General features: G+C 45.4%; 13 protein-coding genes. 6 read left to right on the top strand and 7 right to left on the bottom strand.

Annotated features, from left to right (window positions below; all coding sequences use genetic code 11):
* Window positions 1–79: 79 nt before the first annotated feature.
* Genes B5D55_RS00345 through B5D55_RS00335 form a run of 3 tightly spaced genes read right to left on the bottom strand, consistent with a single transcriptional unit; the run spans window position 80 to window position 2081 of the window.
* Window positions 80–526 (bottom strand): GNAT family N-acetyltransferase, encoded by a 447-nt coding sequence (locus B5D55_RS00345; RefSeq protein ID WP_200805258.1) that lies wholly within the window; start codon window positions 524–526, stop codon window positions 80–82.
* 41 nt (window positions 527–567) lie between these two features.
* Window positions 568–1080, bottom strand: a complete 513-nt coding sequence (locus tag B5D55_RS00340) for a GNAT family N-acetyltransferase (RefSeq protein ID WP_078931994.1) — start codon at window positions 1078–1080, stop codon at window positions 568–570.
* 17 nt (window positions 1081–1097) lie between these two features.
* Complete coding sequence (locus tag B5D55_RS00335) at window positions 1098–2081, bottom strand: NYN domain-containing protein (protein ID WP_159446112.1); 984 nt, start codon at window positions 2079–2081, stop codon at window positions 1098–1100.
* 330 nt (window positions 2082–2411) lie between these two features.
* On the opposite strand from B5D55_RS00335, the gene B5D55_RS00330 reads away from it, so the two are divergent.
* Window positions 2412–4556, top strand: coding sequence for an EAL domain-containing protein (locus B5D55_RS00330; RefSeq protein ID WP_078931992.1), 2145 nt, complete (start codon window positions 2412–2414; stop codon window positions 4554–4556).
* Here B5D55_RS00330 and B5D55_RS00325 read toward each other — a convergent pair.
* The gene (locus tag B5D55_RS00325; protein ID WP_078932254.1) at window positions 4553–6430 is read right to left on the bottom strand and encodes a YgiQ family radical SAM protein; all 1878 of its coding nucleotides are present in this window, start codon (window positions 6428–6430) and stop codon (window positions 4553–4555) included. The genes B5D55_RS00330 and B5D55_RS00325 overlap by 4 nt on opposite strands.
* A gap of 187 nt (window positions 6431–6617) precedes the next feature.
* Here B5D55_RS00325 and B5D55_RS00320 point away from each other — a divergent pair, with 187 nt between their 5' ends.
* Window positions 6618–7463 carry a CPBP family intramembrane glutamic endopeptidase gene (locus tag B5D55_RS00320; protein WP_078931991.1) on the top strand — a complete coding sequence of 282 codons (846 nt, stop codon included), beginning with the start codon at window positions 6618–6620 and terminating at the stop codon, window positions 7461–7463.
* Window positions 7464–7510: 47 nt separating this feature from the next.
* A complete protein-coding gene (locus B5D55_RS00315; protein ID WP_078931990.1) occupies window positions 7511–8410 on the top strand; it encodes a helix-turn-helix transcriptional regulator in 900 nt (299 codons plus the stop codon).
* A gap of 55 nt (window positions 8411–8465) precedes the next feature.
* Here B5D55_RS00315 and B5D55_RS00310 read toward each other — a convergent pair whose 3' ends face one another.
* The gene (locus tag B5D55_RS00310; protein WP_159446111.1) at window positions 8466–9914 is read right to left on the bottom strand and encodes an OmpA family protein; all 1449 of its coding nucleotides are present in this window, start codon (window positions 9912–9914) and stop codon (window positions 8466–8468) included.
* Between the two features lie 29 nt (window positions 9915–9943).
* Here B5D55_RS00310 and B5D55_RS00305 point away from each other — a divergent pair, with 29 nt between their 5' ends.
* Window positions 9944–10642, top strand: coding sequence for a tRNA threonylcarbamoyladenosine dehydratase (locus B5D55_RS00305; RefSeq protein ID WP_078931988.1), 699 nt, complete (start codon window positions 9944–9946; stop codon window positions 10640–10642).
* Between the two features lie 181 nt (window positions 10643–10823).
* Here B5D55_RS00305 and ppdK read toward each other — a convergent pair whose 3' ends face one another.
* Window positions 10824–13514, bottom strand: coding sequence for a pyruvate, phosphate dikinase (gene ppdK, locus B5D55_RS00300; RefSeq protein WP_078931987.1), 2691 nt, complete (start codon window positions 13512–13514; stop codon window positions 10824–10826).
* Between the two features lie 160 nt (window positions 13515–13674).
* Between ppdK and B5D55_RS00295 the strand changes: the two genes are divergently transcribed.
* The gene (locus tag B5D55_RS00295; RefSeq protein ID WP_078931986.1) at window positions 13675–14760 is read left to right on the top strand and encodes a 6-phosphofructokinase; all 1086 of its coding nucleotides are present in this window, start codon (window positions 13675–13677) and stop codon (window positions 14758–14760) included.
* Window positions 14750–15670 (top strand): alpha-hydroxy-acid oxidizing protein, encoded by a 921-nt coding sequence (locus B5D55_RS00290; RefSeq protein WP_234975346.1) that lies wholly within the window; start codon window positions 14750–14752, stop codon window positions 15668–15670. Before B5D55_RS00295 ends, B5D55_RS00290 begins: the two co-directional genes overlap by 11 nt.
* Before the next feature lie 42 nt (window positions 15671–15712).
* Here the strand turns inward: B5D55_RS00290 and pheS are convergent, their stop codons facing one another.
* The gene (gene pheS, locus B5D55_RS00285) at window positions 15713–17269 is read right to left on the bottom strand and encodes a phenylalanine--tRNA ligase subunit alpha (RefSeq protein ID WP_078931985.1); all 1557 of its coding nucleotides are present in this window, start codon (window positions 17267–17269) and stop codon (window positions 15713–15715) included.
* Window position 17270 lies beyond the last annotated feature (1 nt).

Here is a 17270-nt window from a genome sequence, read left to right as displayed (position 1 = left end):
GTCATTTCCAACAAATTATTTTATTTTTTATGGGCAGAATGGATAAAACGATGTGCATTGTGCAAGAGAAAATGTATCGTTAAATTCCCTTATCATCACCCACAGTAAAATCAGTCCATTCGATGTGGTTGTATTCCATTACTTCCGTTGATTTTGTCATTCCGAGTTTTTGATAGAACGGAACGGCGTTTTCATTTGCAACAAGATACAGCGCGATGTCTTTTTCGCCGCCGGCAATTTCGTGCGTTTTTTTTATGAGCGCCGTGCCTATTCCCTGTCTTTCATAATCGCGGTCTACTCCTAAGTCAGTGACGTAAAGCCAGTAGCAGAAATCAGTGAGGGCAAAAAGAACTCCTGCGATTTTCTTACCGTCGCGCGCTACAAGACTGATTGAAACATTTTTTACAAGTTTTTGAATTCTCTGTTCAAACCGTTCTTTTGGATATTGCGAGCCCAAATCAGTCCGCGAAAGAAACTCGATGTATTCTTCTGCCGTAAGTCGTTCTTCTTTGTATTCAATGCCCATAAAAATCTCCTGCAAGATTACGTTTCAATAAAATTATACTGCTATACTACACTGCATATCATTTGCAGGTCGTACGGTTCGTCATCCGCAAATTCCCTGATTGGATTTTCGGTAATTTCTGCGCCCATCGCCTTGTAAAATGCTATTGTTTCTTCGGAAGAACAGGCGGAAATGTACAGTACTTCTGCGCCGGCTTTTCTTGCTTCTTCTTTTCCTCGTGCAAAAAGCTGTCTTCCTATGCCTTTTCCGCGATAGTCCGCAGAAACGTGCATCATATTCAAAATCATATATGAACCGTACAGCTTTTTTTTCAGCCCGATAAAACCGGCTACTGTACCGTTTTCAAGTGCCAGATACGCAATGCATTCACTGCTTCTTAAAAACTGTGCTTCCAGCCGTTTGCGTTCAAGCGTCCAGTCTTCAATGTACGGCATATCGACAAGCGCATATTCTCCGTTCTGCCGGCGGTACACCCTTTTTACAATCTGCGTTCTGTTATAAAAATCAAGTGAGTTCGGTGTAAAGTTTTTTTCTGTCAGAAGTTCAATGTTCAACTACAGGCTTCTCCCTGTCATCCTAAAATTTCAATTTTGTCTGCCCTGCCGTTCCTGTCTTTTCTGGACGGGGCGTTTTCATCGGGGGCTTTCTGCACGGTGAACCGGACATTCATTCCTTTTTTAAGCTTGATGCCGTGGAATTGCTTAAGTACATCTCCGGCATAGAAGAAATAGTCAGTGCCGTCGCTTGAGCGGATAATTCCGTAGTTCCGGACGATTTTGTGTATTCTGCCTTCAAGCGTTTTGTCTGTGTCCCTGATTTCCTTGCGTTCTACCATAAATGACGGATGCGGTTTTCCGTCATCGTAAATTTCATATTCATCCGGGAAACTTTCTATCATCGCCTTGAACGATTTGTAGCCGTAGTCGTGGTAGTCAAAGTCCGGCTTGAACGATTTTATTGATTCTGAAAGGCGCGAAAGCATTATGTCGCCGTCCTTTGTCTTTGGTGTTGAGTCGTATGCCTGCGAAATAAACCGGGAAAGGGAAAATTTCGCCATATCAGGCGTTTCCTTGTCGTGTTCTTCGTCATTTGTATCAAGCAGGATGTTTTCGTCGACTGTTTTAAGGTTTTCTATATACAGGAATTCGTTGCACGCATTTACAAGAAGCGAATCCTGCTTTGTCTTTTTTTCCTCGCCTATTCCCAGTACGTATTTTCCAAGTTCGCGCAGACGCAGTGCAAGGTTAGAATACCCTTTGTCCGACGCAACAATGCAGAACGTGTCGATTTCCGGATGTTCAATTGCAATTTGAATTGCGTCCATAATAATCGTTTTGTCTATGACCTGCGTTTCGCCGTTATGAAACTGCTGGTACACGCTTATCGGCTGTTTTGCTACAAGATTTTTCCAGGAACTTGTGTTCGGAATAGACCAGTCCGCGTAGGCACGCTGGATAAGAATGTCGCCGTAGCTTTTTACCTTGGCAAGAATTGATGTTACGTGATTTGCGGAAATGTTTTCCGCATCAAAAAAAATTGCTATGCGCTCAGACATTCTGCGTATCTCCAGTTTTTGTGAATATAACAACATCGTACAGTAAAAATAGTGCAATAACAAGAACGGCGCGAAAGGGAAGGGGGCGGAACGGACGGGAATGTAAGTAAGACTTTTGTTTTTATTGTTGCTTTTTGCGGAAAACGCGTTAAAATAGTAAATAGCGTAATCAGTAGCCTCGTCGTATAGTGACGGGGGGGGGGCAACTCTCCGCGCGAATAAATGAGGGCAAACGTCTAAGGGGATCGTGCTTATGTTTTAAGCCGTGGGGGAAGGCGGATTTGCCGTTACACGTTTTTTACGGTGTTTTTAATTTTCCGGGAGGTGCAAATGGAGCTTTTAGACAGTCTGATGTATACCGCAATGCAACGTCTGATTCTTCTCCATTATCAGAAAGTTCTATACGTTGATTTAACTGAGGATTTTTATTCTGTCCTTAAGGTTTCCGATACGGAATGGAATATGAAAGTGGGCGGAACGGAATCCCTTAAAATCAGCGAATGGTTTAAATTTTTTGCAGAAAGCGCGCTCTGTTATGACGCTGACAGGGAAACGTTCAGGATGTTTTCCAATATAGATAACTTAAGGGAAATGTTCCGTAAAAACGGCGAAAAACCTGTTCGGTGCAGTTACAAGCGCAAGAATAAGCCCGATGATTCCGAGTTTCATCAGTGCGTGATGGAGCTTTTTCCGTATACAGACAAAAACGGTCATCTTATTGTATTTCTGTTTGTCCGCGAAGCGACTGAAAGAAACGACTATATTCCGCAGTCATCGGTGGAACAGCTTGACGAGAAAAAACAGCTGATTGAACGGCGGAGTAACGGCGGAAAGCGCAAGATACTTATTATCGAAGATAATCCTATAAGCCGTAATATTCTTGTTAATTTTCTAAAGGAAGACTACGATATTGTCGAGGCGGAGAACGGTCTTGTCGGTCTTGACGTGCTTTTCTACAATTACCGTGATATTTCCGCCGTCATTCTTGATTTGTATATGCCGGTGATTGACGGTTTTGAATTCCTGCAAAAAATTCAGTCAAATCCAATACTCGCCGCAATTCCTGTTCTTGTTGCTACGTCCGCATCTGAAGGCGATGATGAGGAGCGATGCCTTGAACTTGGCGTGTCCGATTTCGTAACGAAGCCGTATAATGTTGCTGTCGTGAAAATGCGTCTTGGAAAAATTATTAAGATGCGTGAAGATGCAGCGCACTTCTTTATTTCTGAGTATGATTCCCTCTCTGGCCTTTATACAAAAGATGCGTTCTGCCATCACATTGATATGACGATAAACGGAAATCCCGGAAAATCGTTTGATCTGGTCGTTTCAAATATAGACAATCTTCATTCTATAGAGCAGTTCCACGGCAGGGAAGCCGGCAGAAAAGTCGTTGTGCAGATGGCAGAGTCCATCAAAAACTGCGAAATTTCTGCTTTGTTCTACGGAAGAATTCGTGACGATATGTTTGCAGGATTTGGATTTCACACGAAAGGCTTTAGCGATTCTTATTTTAGCGGACAGGCTTCAAGAATGGCTGAATCCTCCCCGATTGCGAACCTTCAGGTGAAATTTGGAGTGTACCGAAATGTAGACAAAAATGCTCCTGCATCCGTGCTTTTGAGCCGCGCTGTATCTGCTATGGAAACAATCAGCCGGCAGTATGGTGTAAGCGTTGCCTATTATGATGAAAAAGTCGTTGAAAAACAGGAGCGCGACGATGCAATAGAAAGCGCCTTTGAGTCTGCCATTGAAAAAGAGGATTTTGAGGTATGGTATCAGCCAAAATATTCTGCAAAGACAAAAAAAATTATCGGTGCAGAGGCGCTTATTCGCTGGCGCGGAAAGGACGGAAAGCTTATTCCGCCGGGAGAATTCATACCGCTGTTTGAAAAAGACGGACTGATTCCTGTGCTGGATGAATACGTGTTCAAGAAAGTCTGCTGTTACCAGAAAAAGCGCCAGTCGGACGGCGATGAGATTATTCCGATTTCAGTAAATCTTTCGCGCGCAAGTATGTTCCGCAAGGATTTTGTAAAGAACTACATAGGAATTGCAGGCAGGGTAGGAATAGAACCGTCCGTTGTTCCGATTGAAATTACCGAGTCTATGGCAGTAAAGAGCATTTCGGTCAAGACTTTTGCGGAAGCCCTTATCCGGGAGGGATTTTCGCTCCATATGGACGATTTCGGCTCGGGCTATTCTTCCCTGGCAAGTCTTCAGATTTTGCGTTTTGACGTAATAAAACTTGACAAGTCGCTCATTGATTTTATCGGTACTCCGGGCGGAGAAAGCCTTATAAGGCATACCGTTGCATTTGCAAAGGAATCTGGAATGAGCGTTGTTGCAGAAGGCGTTGAAACGGAACAGCAGCTGAAGTTTTTGCAGAGCATAGGCTGCGATTCCATTCAGGGATTTTATTTTTCTCCGCCTGTTTCGCAGGGTGAATTTGAGCAGCTTTTGAAGAAATGCTAGCTGTTCTTTCCAAGAAAAACGGCAATCAAGTCTTTTCGTCCGGCTTTTTCAAGTGCCTCTTTTACAAGAGAACGGTTTTCCGGCTTGGAGAATTGAATCAGGCTTCTCTGAAGACGGCGTTCGTGCGCACCGCGGGCAACGTATATTTTTTTCATCGTGCCGTCCGGGTTCTTTGAATACGGATCAAGACCGGTATAGTACTGGCAGGTGGAAAGACTGCCCGGTGTAGGGTAGAAGTCCTGAATCTGGTCTGGAACAAAGCCCGTTTTTTTAAGATAAAGCGCCGTTTCTATCGTTTCTTTTAATCCGCAGCCGGGGTGCGAGGCAATATAGTACGGCACAAGATACTGTTTCATTCCCAGGTTTCTGTTCATTTCTGCATATTCTTTTGAAAACGTTTCATAGACTGAGTGCGTACTTTTTCGCATAAGGCGAAGGACGGAATCGCTTACATTTTCCGGGGCGACTTTAAGCTGTCCGGAAATATGATGTCGGCATAAGTCTTCAAGGAACGTTTTGTCTTTATCCATTACAAGATAGTCAAATCTGAGTCCGCTTCTTATAAAGATTTTTTTGATTTTAGGGAGTGCGCGAAGTTTTTTTAAAAGTTCTGCATAGTCTGAATGGTCTACAATCAGATTAGGACACGGATCTGTTCCAAGACACTGGCGTTTCTTGCAGACGCCGGCGTTCAGCTGCTTTTTGCACGCGGGTTTTCGGAAATTCGCCGTAGGTCCTCCCACATCGTGAATGTATCCCTTAAAATCAGGGCGTTCGGAAAGCATTTTTGCCTCGCGCACAAGCGATTCGTGGCTTCGCGCCTGTATCGTCCGTCCCTGATGAAACGTAATTGCGCAGAATGAACACGCACCAAAACAGCCGCGCACGCTCGTAAGCGAAAAAAGCACTTCCTGTAACGCCGGAACGCCTGTTTTTCCGTTTGCCGCCTTCTTGTCATACATCGGGTGGTATTTCCTCGTGTACGGAAGTTCCATCACCGCATCAAATTCTTCTGTAGTTAAAGGAAAGGCGGGCGGATTTTGCACCACAAAGCGCGCGTCTGACTGCTCCACCAAAACGCAGGCGTTAATCGCATCCGTATTTTCTTCCTGAATTACAAACGATTCTGCAAATTTCTGCCGGCCTTTATCGGTGTTTTTAGAAATTTCCTGAAAAGACGGCAGACGGATTACGTTTTTTCCCTTAGGAACGTCATCTTCCTTTCCGGAAAACCAGCACGAGCCACGGACAGAACGTATTTCGCGTATTGGAATACCGCTGTTCAGTAAATCAGCCGTTTCTATAATCGAATGTTCGCCCATTCCGTAAAGCAGAAGGTCTGCCTTGCTGTCCAATAGGATTGAGCGACGTACTTTGTTTGACCAGTAATCATAATGGGAAAAACGGCGCAGGCTTGCTTCTATTCCGCCGATGATTACGGTCACGCCTTTGTATGCTTCGCGGATTTTTGATGTATAGGTGATGAGTGCGCGATCCGGACGATGGCCGGCTTCGCCACCGTGCGCATACGCATCGGAAGAACGAGGCTTATTGTTTGCCGTATAGTTTGCAACCATCGAATCCATTGCGCCGGCACTTATTAAAAATGCAAGGCGCGGTTTTCCAAGTACGGTAAATGCGGAAGGATCGGAACAGTCCGGCTGTGCAATAATTCCGACTTTGTAGCCGAGTGACTCAAGCAGCCTGCCCAGAAGCGCTGCCGCAAACGAAGGGTGGTCAACATACGCATCCCCGGAAACAAAAACAAAATCGCATTCACTCCATCCGCGTTCGTCCATATCGGCGCGACACACGGGAAGGAACGGATTTTTAGCGGCAGAACCGTTTTTTTTAAAGGCAGATGCGTTGTTCATTCTGAAAGTATAACAGGAATTGCAGAAATTGCACATAGCAGGCGCATTTTTGTATAAGACACGATAAGTAGCGGAAAAATGCGCCGGTGTAAACAACTGTTTCTGTCTGAAAAACGCTGCGCGGTGTATCGTACAGTCATAGATTGACGGGGAAAAGATTTCTTTGTTGATTTTCACAGGAGGTATTATGACAATATACAAGTACAGACCGGGACGGTTTTATCTTATTACGCTTGCTTCAACGTGGGTTCTGTGGTTTGCGGCGGCTTTTGCAAGCCGCAGGGAGAGCGGTTTTGTGGCGGCAATGGTTCTTATGATGCTGGGACTTTTTGTGCCTACCGTAACGGCGTTTTTATTCGTGCGTTTTTCGGGAAGTCCTGTGCTGCGACGTGACTATAAGGAAAAACTGTGCGGCTATTTCAGGATAAATCCGCTGAATATTCTTGGCGGACTTGCAGTGTTTACTGCGCTGATTTTTGCGTCAATCGGAATATCACTTCTTTTTGGCGAACCGGTAAGTCAGTTCGGCTTTGCAGGCGGTTTTTCTTTTTCTATCGGCGGAATGCCTACGCTTTTTGTTCTTCTTCTGACAGCCGTTTTTGAAGAACTTGGCTGGCGCGGCTATGCGGAAGATTCAATTGCGCAGTATCACAGCTGGTTTTCCGAGTCAATTATCTTCGGATTTTTGTGGGCTGCCTGGCATATTCCGCTTTTCTTCATAGAAGGAACGTATCAGGCGAATATACTGGAAATGAGTCCGCTTTATATGATAAACTTTTTTGCAGGAATGATGCCGCTCGGATTTTTCTTTACGTGGATTTACGTCGGGAACAATCGCAGTATTTTTGCCTGTTCAATCGTTCATTTTGCGGTGAATTTTCTTCAGGAGCAGATTAATCTTACGCAGAACACAAAATGTATAGAAACGGTGCTGTTGTTTTTTGTGGCGGCGGCAATAGTTGCGCTGAACCGCGATATGTTTTTTGAAAAACGTCACGTGGGAAATATTATTCCTGCTGATAAACAGCCGTAAAAGGAAAGTGAAAACTTCATTATTGATTTTTACAGGAGAATTTGATTATGACATTTGCAGATAAATTAAAGGAATTACGAAACGGCAAGAATATGAGTCAGGAACAGCTTGCAGAAAAACTGTACGTTTCCCGTCAGGCGATTACAAAATGGGAAACCGGCGCAGGACTTCCTGATATTGAGAATATCGTTGCGATTTCCGCACTGTTCAACGAATCGCTTGACAGTCTTTTGAGCAACGAAAAAAGTCTTTTTTCAAAGCACGAATTTTTATACGAAAGCCGGACGGAATACGATCTGGATGAAGAAAAGCAGATTGACGTAAAAATCGGTGCTGCCCGCGAAGTGATTGTGGAACGCACTTGTGAAGAAAAAATCCAGATTTTGCTTGCGTCAAACAGGCTGAATTATCTTAAACAGCAGGCAAAAGTCAAGATTGACGAATGTTCGCGCCGAATGGACGTTCTTGTAAAGCACAGTCCTGATTTTACTGATATGAGCGCAAAGGAAGATTTGTTCGTGTTCGTGCGCATTCCTCAGCGTTTTGTGGCTCATCTTGAACTTTCCGGAATTATTGATACGCTTCGCGTTCGCGACATTCATCTTGATAATCTTGAAGTCGGCGGAAAGATGAAGAACGGTATTTTTACAAATGCAAGCGGTCATATTGAACTTGATGTCTGGAGCGATATGACGGTTGACGTTGATTCGTTCAAAGGGAAAATTGATTTCAACCAAATTCACGCGACTTCCGTACTTAATGTAAAGTCCGGAAGCTGCTACTTGCGGCGTGTCGGTACGCGCAACCGCTTCATTGACAAAAACGGCGCGCCTATTGAACTTGCAAAAAGCCGCCGTAATGACAGCACTGAATCAGAAAAAATCAAGGAATATGATTTTATTGCAGAGATTGCCGGTTTTGGAAGCGAACTGAAAGTCTGCCGCTGACAGAACGTTTTGTAATGCAGTGCGTTTTTGCACCGCTGCATCGTTGTTTCAATCGCTATTCCAGTATAGTAATTTCTACGCGGCGGTTTCGTGCCTTTCCTTCGGGCGTTGCGTTGCTTGCAACCGGTTTTCTTCCGCCGCTTCCTTTGCAGATAAATTTATCTTCCGCAATGCCGCGTTTTGAAAGTTCCAGCGCAATGTTCCGTGCACGCTCTTCCGAAAGCCGCTGTTCGCCTTTTTCATTGCCGGTACTTGCGGTATGTCCTTCCACCAGAAACTGCGACTGCGGCGCTTCCTTTAAAACAGCGGCTATCTGGTCAAGACGTTTTGCTTCTTCCGGGAGAAGTTCTGCGCTGTCTGCCTTAAAGCGCAGGTTCTGCATTGTAAGGCGTATTCCTGCCTCCGTGTTCTCAACCGTAATCGGTTTTTCTGCCTGCGCCGCCGTTTGTTTGATTTTCTGCTGCGTATCTGCCTTTGACGGAAGCTGTTTCTGCACCGGCTTCGTCTGTTCCGCATTTCCGGATGCGGCTTTCTGTGTTCCTGCACCAGATGTTCCTACGGTGTTTTTAGTTCCGCCGGACGTTTTTGGTTCAGCACTGCCGTTAAGTCCTCCGGAAACATTCGTCCGTGTTCCGGTATTTTTTGGTGCTGCGGCAAGCGCGTTCGCCTCGTCCTTTGTAATCAGGGATGCGCGCTGCAATGCCGGAATAATCCTGCTTCTGTCTACTGCCGGCGGATATTCCGTGAACAGCGAGATTGTTCCCTTGAAAGAAACATTCGAACCGTCCGCATAAATAAATGTTTCATCAACAGAATCGCGCACGACAACTGCATTTCCTGTATTTTTACTGATATACATTGTGGCAGAATGCTTGCCGTTTGCGCTTTTCAGTTCCAGATCGCCGCCAAAATCCCAGTAGGAAATTCCGTAACGGGTTGCCCACTGCGCGCTAAGAACATATACGTCCTCTCCGTGGAACATTTCGTCGCGCAGGTACGTATATTCTACGGTCATCGGGATTTTCGTGATTTTTCCCTTGTACAGCGGATCTACGGCGCGTTCCGCCTTTGAAACCCATTTGTCGCCTTTTTTTATTGCATCTGCCGGAAATGACGGAAAACTTCTGAAACTCGGATATCCGTTGTCCTCAAGCATAAAAAGCTGTCCGCTCCGCGTAATTCTAAATGATGACGGAATTGACGTATGAATTCCGCTTCCTATTCCGCGTGAATCGCGAATCGTTCCTTCCTGAACAAAAAAACTTCCGTCGTAGTATGCGTCGCCGGGTGCGCTGCTTTTCGGCGGAACTGTACGCGCAATGAAAGAGCGTACTTCGCGACTTACAAGACCAGTGTATTTTCCATTATCATACCGGCGAAGGTCTGTCCGTTCTACAAGATAGTAGTTTCCGCTTCCGTTATAGGAAAACTGTACGTCCGTATCCTGAGCGCATAAAAGCGCCGCCGCAAAAAAAAGCAAAAAAACAAAGGAAAGCTGTTTCATACCGTCCATTATATCATATAATAGAGAATATGGGTCAGTTTGAAAGAACAGAGCTGCTGCTTGGGGTAGAAAATCTTTTGAAAGTAAAAAAGGCACACGTTGCGGTGTTTGGTGTTGGCGGCGTCGGCGGATACACCGTAGAAGCACTTGCACGCGCAGGGGTTGGAATTCTTACTGTCGTTGATAAGGATACTGTAAGCGACTCTAACATAAACCGTCAGATTATTGCGCTTCACAGTACGGTCGGAATGCCTAAAGTGCAGGTGATGAAACAGCGGATTTTTGATATAAATCCCGACGCCTGTGTAAATGCGTTTGAATGTTTTTTTCTGCCTGATACGGCGGAACAGTTTGATTTTTGTGCTTATGATTACGTTGTAGACGCGGTGGATAACGTTACGGCAAAAATAGAAATTATACGGCGCGCAAAAGAAGCCGGCGTTCCGGTGATAAGCAGTATGGGAACTGGAAACAAGTTTAATCCGCTTGATTTTAAGATTGCTGATATTTCAAAAACATGCGTCTGTCCGCTTGCCCGTGTAATGCGCCGGGAACTGGCAAAGCGTGGCATCAAGGGTGTAAAAGTTCTGTATTCGGAGGAACGGCCTGTGAAAACCGGCGTTCTTGATGAAGAAACAGGAAAGTCCGTTCCGGGCAGCGTTTCTTTCGTTCCGAGCGTTGCGGGGCTTGTGATTGCCTCTGAAGTAATAAAAGATTTGATAAAATAATTTTTCCATAAAAAAAGCGGAGCCATTCCTTTTTGGAACGCCCCGCTTTTTTATAAGTCTAAGCTGTTTTTAGCTTATATGGCTTATTTATTTGCTAGCTTTAATAACAGCCTGAGCACGTCGCAAACCTTGCGGTTTGCTTACCGAGTTTCCGCTTGCGCAGAAACTCGCAGCTTCAAACTTATTTGCTAGCTTTAATAACAGCCTGAGCACCAGCAAGACGAGCAAGTGGTACACGGAATGGTGAACATGAAACATAGTTCAAACCATACTTGTAGCACAATGCAATAGATGCAGGGTCTCCACCGTGTTCACCACAGATACCAAGGTGAAGGTCAGCTTTTACGCTGCGTCCTTTAGCCTCTGCGATTTCCATCAATGCTCCCGGACCATCTGCATCAAGAGTAGCGAACGGATCGTCCTCAAGAATTCTCTGGTCAAGGTAAGACTGGATGAACTTACCGTAGTCATCGCGGCTGAAACCGAGCGTTGTCTGTGTAAGGTCATTTGAACCGAATGAGAAGAAGTCTGCATACTGAGCAACTTTGTCAGCGCTCAAAGCAGTTCTCGGGAATTCAACCATAGAACCAATCTGGAATGTAAGGCTTGTTCCAAGCTCTTTGTTTACGGCAGCGATTACATCTTCTGCCTGAGCACGAATCTGCTCTACTTCGCGGTATGTTACTACGTTCGGAATCATAATGCGGACATCATGTTTAATTCCTTCTTTATCAAGCTGTGCTGTTGCGCGTGCAATAGCTTCTACCTGTGTTTCGTAGATTTCTGGATAAGTGATTGCAAGACGGCATCCGCGGTGTCCGAGCATAGGGTTGTGTTCGTCAAGAGCAGCAACTTTCTGTGCAAGAACGTCAGCTTTTATACCGAGTTTTTTAGCAAGTGCTTTCAGAGCCTTGGCATCTTCTGCCTGAATGAACTCATTGAGCGGCGGGTCAAGAAGACGGATTGTTACAGGGCGTCCTTCCATAGCCTTGATGATTTCATAGAAGTCTTTCTGCTGAAGTGGAAGAATAGCCTTAAGGTTCTCCTTGCGTGCTTCTGTTGTTTCAGAAACGATCATCTTCTGGAATGCTGTAAGTTTTGGTTCATCAAAGAACATGTGTTCTGTGCGGCAAAGACCGATACCCATTGCACCAAAGCGGAATGCGTCTTTAGCGTTCTGTGGTGTATCACCATTTGCAAGAACATTGAATCCCTTAACTGTTTTGCCTGAAGCAGTTGTGCGAACAGAAGCAGCACGAACTTCATCAGCCCAGCCAAGGAATTTTTCAAGGTCACCAGAAATAGCAGCTGGTTTTACAGCTACCTGACCTTCGTATACTTTACCAGTTGCACCATCGATTGTAAGGAAAGCGCCCTTCTTGTAAGATTTTCCGTTTACAACGATTGTGTTAGCATCTTTAAATTTAACATCAGCACAACCACAAACACATGGAGTACCCATACCACGAGCTACTACGGCAGCGTGTGAAGTGCGTCCACCAGTAGAAGTCAAGATACCCTGTGCAACAGCCATACCTGCAATGTCATCTGGAGAAGTTTCTTTGCGAACCAAAAGAACCTTCTTTCCGTCTTTTGCCCAAGCTTCTGCTTCGTCAGCTGTGAATACAATCTGACCGCATCCTGCTCCAGGAGAAGCGTTCAAGCCGCTTGCAATTTCAACTGCCTTTTTAACAGCATCTTTGTCAAGCTGCGGAAGAAGAAGCTGGTTCAGCTGTTCCGGCTCAACGCGGAGAAGAGCCTGCTCTTTTGTGATAAGTCCTTCAGCGACCATATCAACAGCCATCTTAACTGCTGCTGCACCGGTGCGTTTACCGTTGCGGCACTGAAGCATAAAGAGTTTTCCTTCTTCTACAGTGAATTCCATATCCTGCATATCGTGATAGTGTTTTTCAAGACGATCGCGAATCTGGCAAAGTTCATCATAGATAGCTTTGTTTGTCTGCTCAAGCTGAGCAAGCTTCTGTGGTGTGCGGATACCTGCAACAACGTCTTCACCCTGTGCGTTCATAAGGTATTCGCCCATAAATACGTTTTCACCTGTTGACGGGTCGCGGCTGAAACATACGCCGGTACCAGAAGTATCGCCTTTGTTACCGAATACCATTGCCATTACAGAAACGGCTGTACCCTTCAAAGCGCCTTCCTTGATGTTGTTCAGCTTGCGGTATTTGATGGCGCGCGGGTTCATCCAGGAACCGAATACGGCACCGATAGCACCCCACATCTGTGTTTTTGCATCCTGAGGGAAGTCTTCTCCCTTTTCTGCCTTGTACATTGCCTTGTATTTTTCAACGATTTTCTTCAATTCGTCAGTAGTAAGTTCTGTATCTTCCTTAATTCCGCGGATTGCTTTTACTTCGTCGATGATAGCTTCGAATTTATCGTGGTCAACGCCCATTGCAACGTCGCCGTACATCTGGATAAAGCGGCGGTATGCATCCCAGGCAAAACGCTCGTTGCCTGTTTTGTTTGCAAGACCGATAACAGCTTTGTCGTTAAGACCAAGGTTAAGGATTGTGTCCATCATACCAGGCATTGAAATTGCAGCACCTGAACGTACAGAAACCAAAAGCGGGTCGTTCTCGTCGCCAAGTTTTTTACCCATAGCTGCTTCAAGTTTTCCAAGATATTCATCAACCTGTTCAGCCAATCCTTCCGGATAGTTGCGGTTCAATTTGTAGAATTCCTGACAAACATCAGTTGTAATTGTGAATCCTGGTGGAACAGGAAGACTCAAAGGAGCCTTTGCCATCTGAGCAAGGTTTGCGCCTTTTCCGCCGAGTTCAGCGCGCATTGACTCGTCACCGTCTGCGTCGCCGTTACCAAAAAAGTAAACATACTTTGTAGCCATTGATTTTTCTCCATAAAATAGGAAATTAGATATAATAGAAAATAATAACTTCTATCAGAATTATAGTCAATTGCCGTAACCGCAGGCTTTCAGGTAAAGGTGAATTTCATTCAAAAATAAATCTTGCTAAGGTGTTTGCTGCTGATATATAATCAGTAGTATGAAAAAGACAGCAGTAAAAACGGTCGGTATTCTTACAGCCGGTGGTGATGCTCCGGGACTGAATGCCGCTATACGTGGTGTGTGCCGCTCTGGAATGATAAACTACGGAATGAAATTTGTAGGTATCAGAAACGGCTATCGTGGACTGGTTGAAGGCGACTGCTTTCAGATAAAAACCGGTGATGTGGCAGGAATTCTTACCCGCGGAGGAACAATTTTGGGAACGGCACGCGACAAGCCGTTTAAAAATCCTGTTCCTGATGCAGATACAGGACTGCTGCCGATTGAGGCAATAAAGAAAAACTACAAGAAATGGAAGATGGATGCTCTTGTCGTTCTTGGCGGAAACGGCACGAACACAACAGGAAGCCTTCTTTTTGAGGAAGGACTGAACGTTGTCGGTCTTCCAAAAACAATAGACAATGACATTGTAGGAACGGATATTACGTTCGGATTTCATACGGCAGTTGACGTTGCTACGGAAGCAATCGACAGAATTCACACGACTGCGCACAGTCACAGCCGCGTAATGGTTGTTGAAGTTATGGGACATAAGGCAGGATGGCTCGGCTTGTATTCCGCAATTGCCGGTGGCGGCGATGTCTGCCTTATTCCGGAAATTCCGTATGACATAAAATCTGTTTCAAAGGAAATTCTTGCCCGTCGCGATGCAGGAAAGAATTTTTCCATCGTTGTTGTTGCCGAGGGTGCACTTTCAAAGGCAGAAGCAAAAATGACTAAAAAAGAGTTCAAGAAAGCCCGCCTTGAAATGCCGCAGTCAATAGGTTATCGCGTTGCGCACGAGCTTGAAGAGGCTACAGGACTTGAATCCCGTGTGAGCGTTCTTGGATATCTTCAGCGCGGCGGTACTCCTTCTCCGTATGACCGCGTTCTTGCCAATCAGTTTGGTGTCGCGGCCGCTGATTTTCTTGCGCGCGAGGATTTCGGAAAACTTGTTGCTATGCAGAACAATAAGATTGTCGGAGTTCCGCTTTCTGAATGTGCCGGAAAAGTCAAGAATATTCCGCTTGATGATCCGATTATTCAGAGCGGCCGTTCAGTAGGAATTTGTTTTGGCGACTAGTCCGTCTTTTGCCGGAAAACCAGCTTTTTCCTGCGATTTCAAATGCCGCTTTTGCACGGTGTGCGCAGGGTACGGCTGCACAGGTCAGCTTCCGGGAATGGGAGGCGTTGACGGCAGCCGCACTTTTATTTTAAATTGCGCCGCCTGGAACGAGTGGTACAAATCTCATCCGTCTTTGCAAAATTCCGTTGACTCTGTTGTGCTTTCTCCGTCTGATATTGGAATTGCGCCGGTTACAGGTGCCGTCCAGAACATCGGTTTTTCAAACGAAAAAGATTTTTACCTTCCATATGTGCGCGCTGCTTCCGAAAGTGGCATCCGCATCTGCATAGGAGACGGAAGCCCGGACGAAAAGCTTGCATTCGGAATACAGGCGGTATCTTCCCTTAAAAAAACGGCATATTATTTTTTAAAGCCTTATCCTGATGACATTCTGTTTAAGCGAATTGAGAGTGTTCGTCCGACTGCTGCCGCAATCGGAATGGATATTGATGCGTATAATATCGTTACGATGCGGAATCAGGCGCATCTTGAACGGAAAACTTCTGTGCAGATACAGGAATTCCGCACGTTCTCTGGGCGTCCGCTCATGCTGAAAGGTATTTTTTCGCGGGATGATGTTGCGCTGTGCCGGGAAGTTAAGCCGGACATTGCCGTCGTTTCAAATCACGGAGGACGAGTTGATACTCCGTATATGAGTACCGCTTCTTTCCTTGAAACGTATGCGGCAGAACTGCGTAATTACTGCGGAGAGGTGTGGGTTGATGGCGGAATACGTACTTCCCAAGATGTGCGGACGGCGAAATTTCTTGGTGCAGATGCCGTTCTTGCTGCGCGTCCGTTCATTTCTGCCCTGTGTTCTGGTGGTGAACTTAAAATGTCAGAAGTAATTAAAAATATGTTAAACTAAAAAAAGGCGGAAACTTCCGCCCTTTTTCAATCAGGTAACTTATTAGAATTTAGCTTTTCTCTGGCGGACTTTTTCAATGTCCTCGCAGAAAAGTTCCCTCAGGTCGTTCAGACCAAGAGCCATAAGCGCCATACGGTCAATTCCAATTCCCCAGGCAAGAACAGGAACGTCAATTCCCATTGCTTTTGTAACTTCCGGTCTGAAAATACCAGAGCCGCCAAGTTCAAACCATCCCAGAACAGGGTGCTTTATGTGAACTTCAACAGACGGTTCCGTGAACGGGAAGTAGCCCGGCACGTATTTTACTTCTGTTGCACCGGCAATTTCCGTAGCAAACATTTTCAAAAATCCCAGTAATGTCTTAAGATTTGCTTCTTCACCTAATACGATGCCTTCCGTTTGGTAGAAATCGCTCAAGTGCGTTGCGTCTACTTTATCATAGCGGAAACAGCGCGCAATACCGAAATATTTTCCCGGAATTTCTGCTTTGTGCAGCTGGTGCGCAGAAAGAACCGTTCCCTGACTGCGGAGGATAAGCCGGCGCGTAAATTCGCGGTCAAAACTGTAGTTCCAGCCACGGCTTCCAGAATCTCCTCCGTTCTCGTGAACGCGCGCAATATTTGAAAGATACGGTTCTTCTATTGATTTTGCGTGCGTCGGATTTTTTATGCGGTATACGTCGTGAATGTCGCGTGCAGCGTGGAACTGCGGCATAAACAGCGCATCGCCGTTCCAGAATTCCGTTTCTACGAGCGGACCGTCAAATTCTTGAAATCCGAGCGAGCATAATTTGTCTTTTACGGATTCAAGAAACTGTACATACGGATTTGTACGTCCCGGAATGATGCGTGCCGGAGGAATAGTAATGTTATATCCTCTGAACGTACCGTTTTTCCATTCGCCAGTGGCAAGCATTTTTGGAGTTACTTCGCCGATTTCGTTTCCTGTAACACCGGCTTTTTTTAGCGCTTCAGTAATTTTTTTTGCATCAGCAGTAAGTTTGTATGTAACTGTTTCACGTTCGATGATTTTAAAAGGACTGTCTGTGGCACCGCGTTTTTTTGCGAGTCCTGCCATTGCAGACTGTTCTTCTGCACTAAGATCTGCATTGTCAAGAAGTCCATTCTCCGTTCCTGAAGCTTTTTTCAGAAGCTCTGCCGTTATGGCAATCCGTGAAGGAAGTGCAGAGCCTGTGTATTCTGCCCTTTTTTCTGCGTTCATTTTAAGTACGCCTTCTTTAGAAAGCATACCGAACGCACTTCCGATGTCTTTGTTTTCAATGGAAAGAGCCGCTGCAATTTCCGGAAGGGTTTTTGCACCGTTTTCCTTTACAAGCGCAATTACGCGTTCTTCAACTGTACCGGTTTTTGAAAGTTCGCGGCCTGTTTCCGTAATTTCAAAATAGGTGTGCGGAGTACGTCCTGTTTCCTTCAACAGTTTCTTTCCGGAAAGCCAGGAGAACGCCTGATTTGCGTGACCTTCCTTGTAATCAAGTTCCTTGATAAGTCGTTCAGACGTCAGTTCATCCTTGTCTGAATAATGCAGAAGCACCTTGATCTCAAGAGGGTGCAGGTTCTTTGTGATGTTTGAAATGTCCATT

Source organism: Treponema porcinum, assembly GCF_900167145.1.
Taxonomy (GTDB): Bacteria; Spirochaetota; Spirochaetia; order Treponematales; family Treponemataceae; genus Treponema_D; species Treponema_D porcinum.
Note: the sequence above shows the minus strand (reverse complement) of the source record. Positions and strands in the feature narration are given on the sequence as shown.

Excerpts from the sequence above, each read along its gene's own strand:
- B5D55_RS00305 (WP_078931988.1), top strand. The coding sequence starts at position 9,944 with ATGGGTCAGTTTGAAAGAACAGAGCTGCTGCTTGGGGTAGAAAATCTT.
- B5D55_RS00295 (WP_078931986.1), top strand. The coding sequence starts at position 13,675 with ATGAAAAAGACAGCAGTAAAAACGGTCGGTATTCTTACAGCCGGTGGT.
- pheS (WP_078931985.1), bottom strand. The coding sequence starts at position 17,269 with ATGGACATTTCAAACATCACAAAGAACCTGCACCCTCTTGAGATCAAG.
- B5D55_RS00310 (WP_159446111.1), bottom strand. The coding sequence starts at position 9,914 with ATGAAACAGCTTTCCTTTGTTTTTTTGCTTTTTTTTGCGGCGGCGCTT.
- B5D55_RS00345 (WP_200805258.1), bottom strand. The coding sequence starts at position 526 with ATGGGCATTGAATACAAAGAAGAACGACTTACGGCAGAAGAATACATC.
- ppdK (WP_078931987.1), bottom strand. The coding sequence starts at position 13,514 with ATGGCTACAAAGTATGTTTACTTTTTTGGTAACGGCGACGCAGACGGT.
- B5D55_RS00320 (WP_078931991.1), top strand. The coding sequence starts at position 6,618 with ATGACAATATACAAGTACAGACCGGGACGGTTTTATCTTATTACGCTT.
- B5D55_RS00335 (WP_159446112.1), bottom strand. The coding sequence starts at position 2,081 with ATGTCTGAGCGCATAGCAATTTTTTTTGATGCGGAAAACATTTCCGCA.
- B5D55_RS00325 (WP_078932254.1), bottom strand. The coding sequence starts at position 6,430 with ATGAACAACGCATCTGCCTTTAAAAAAAACGGTTCTGCCGCTAAAAAT.
- B5D55_RS00330 (WP_078931992.1), top strand. The coding sequence starts at position 2,412 with ATGGAGCTTTTAGACAGTCTGATGTATACCGCAATGCAACGTCTGATT.
- B5D55_RS00315 (WP_078931990.1), top strand. The coding sequence starts at position 7,511 with ATGACATTTGCAGATAAATTAAAGGAATTACGAAACGGCAAGAATATG.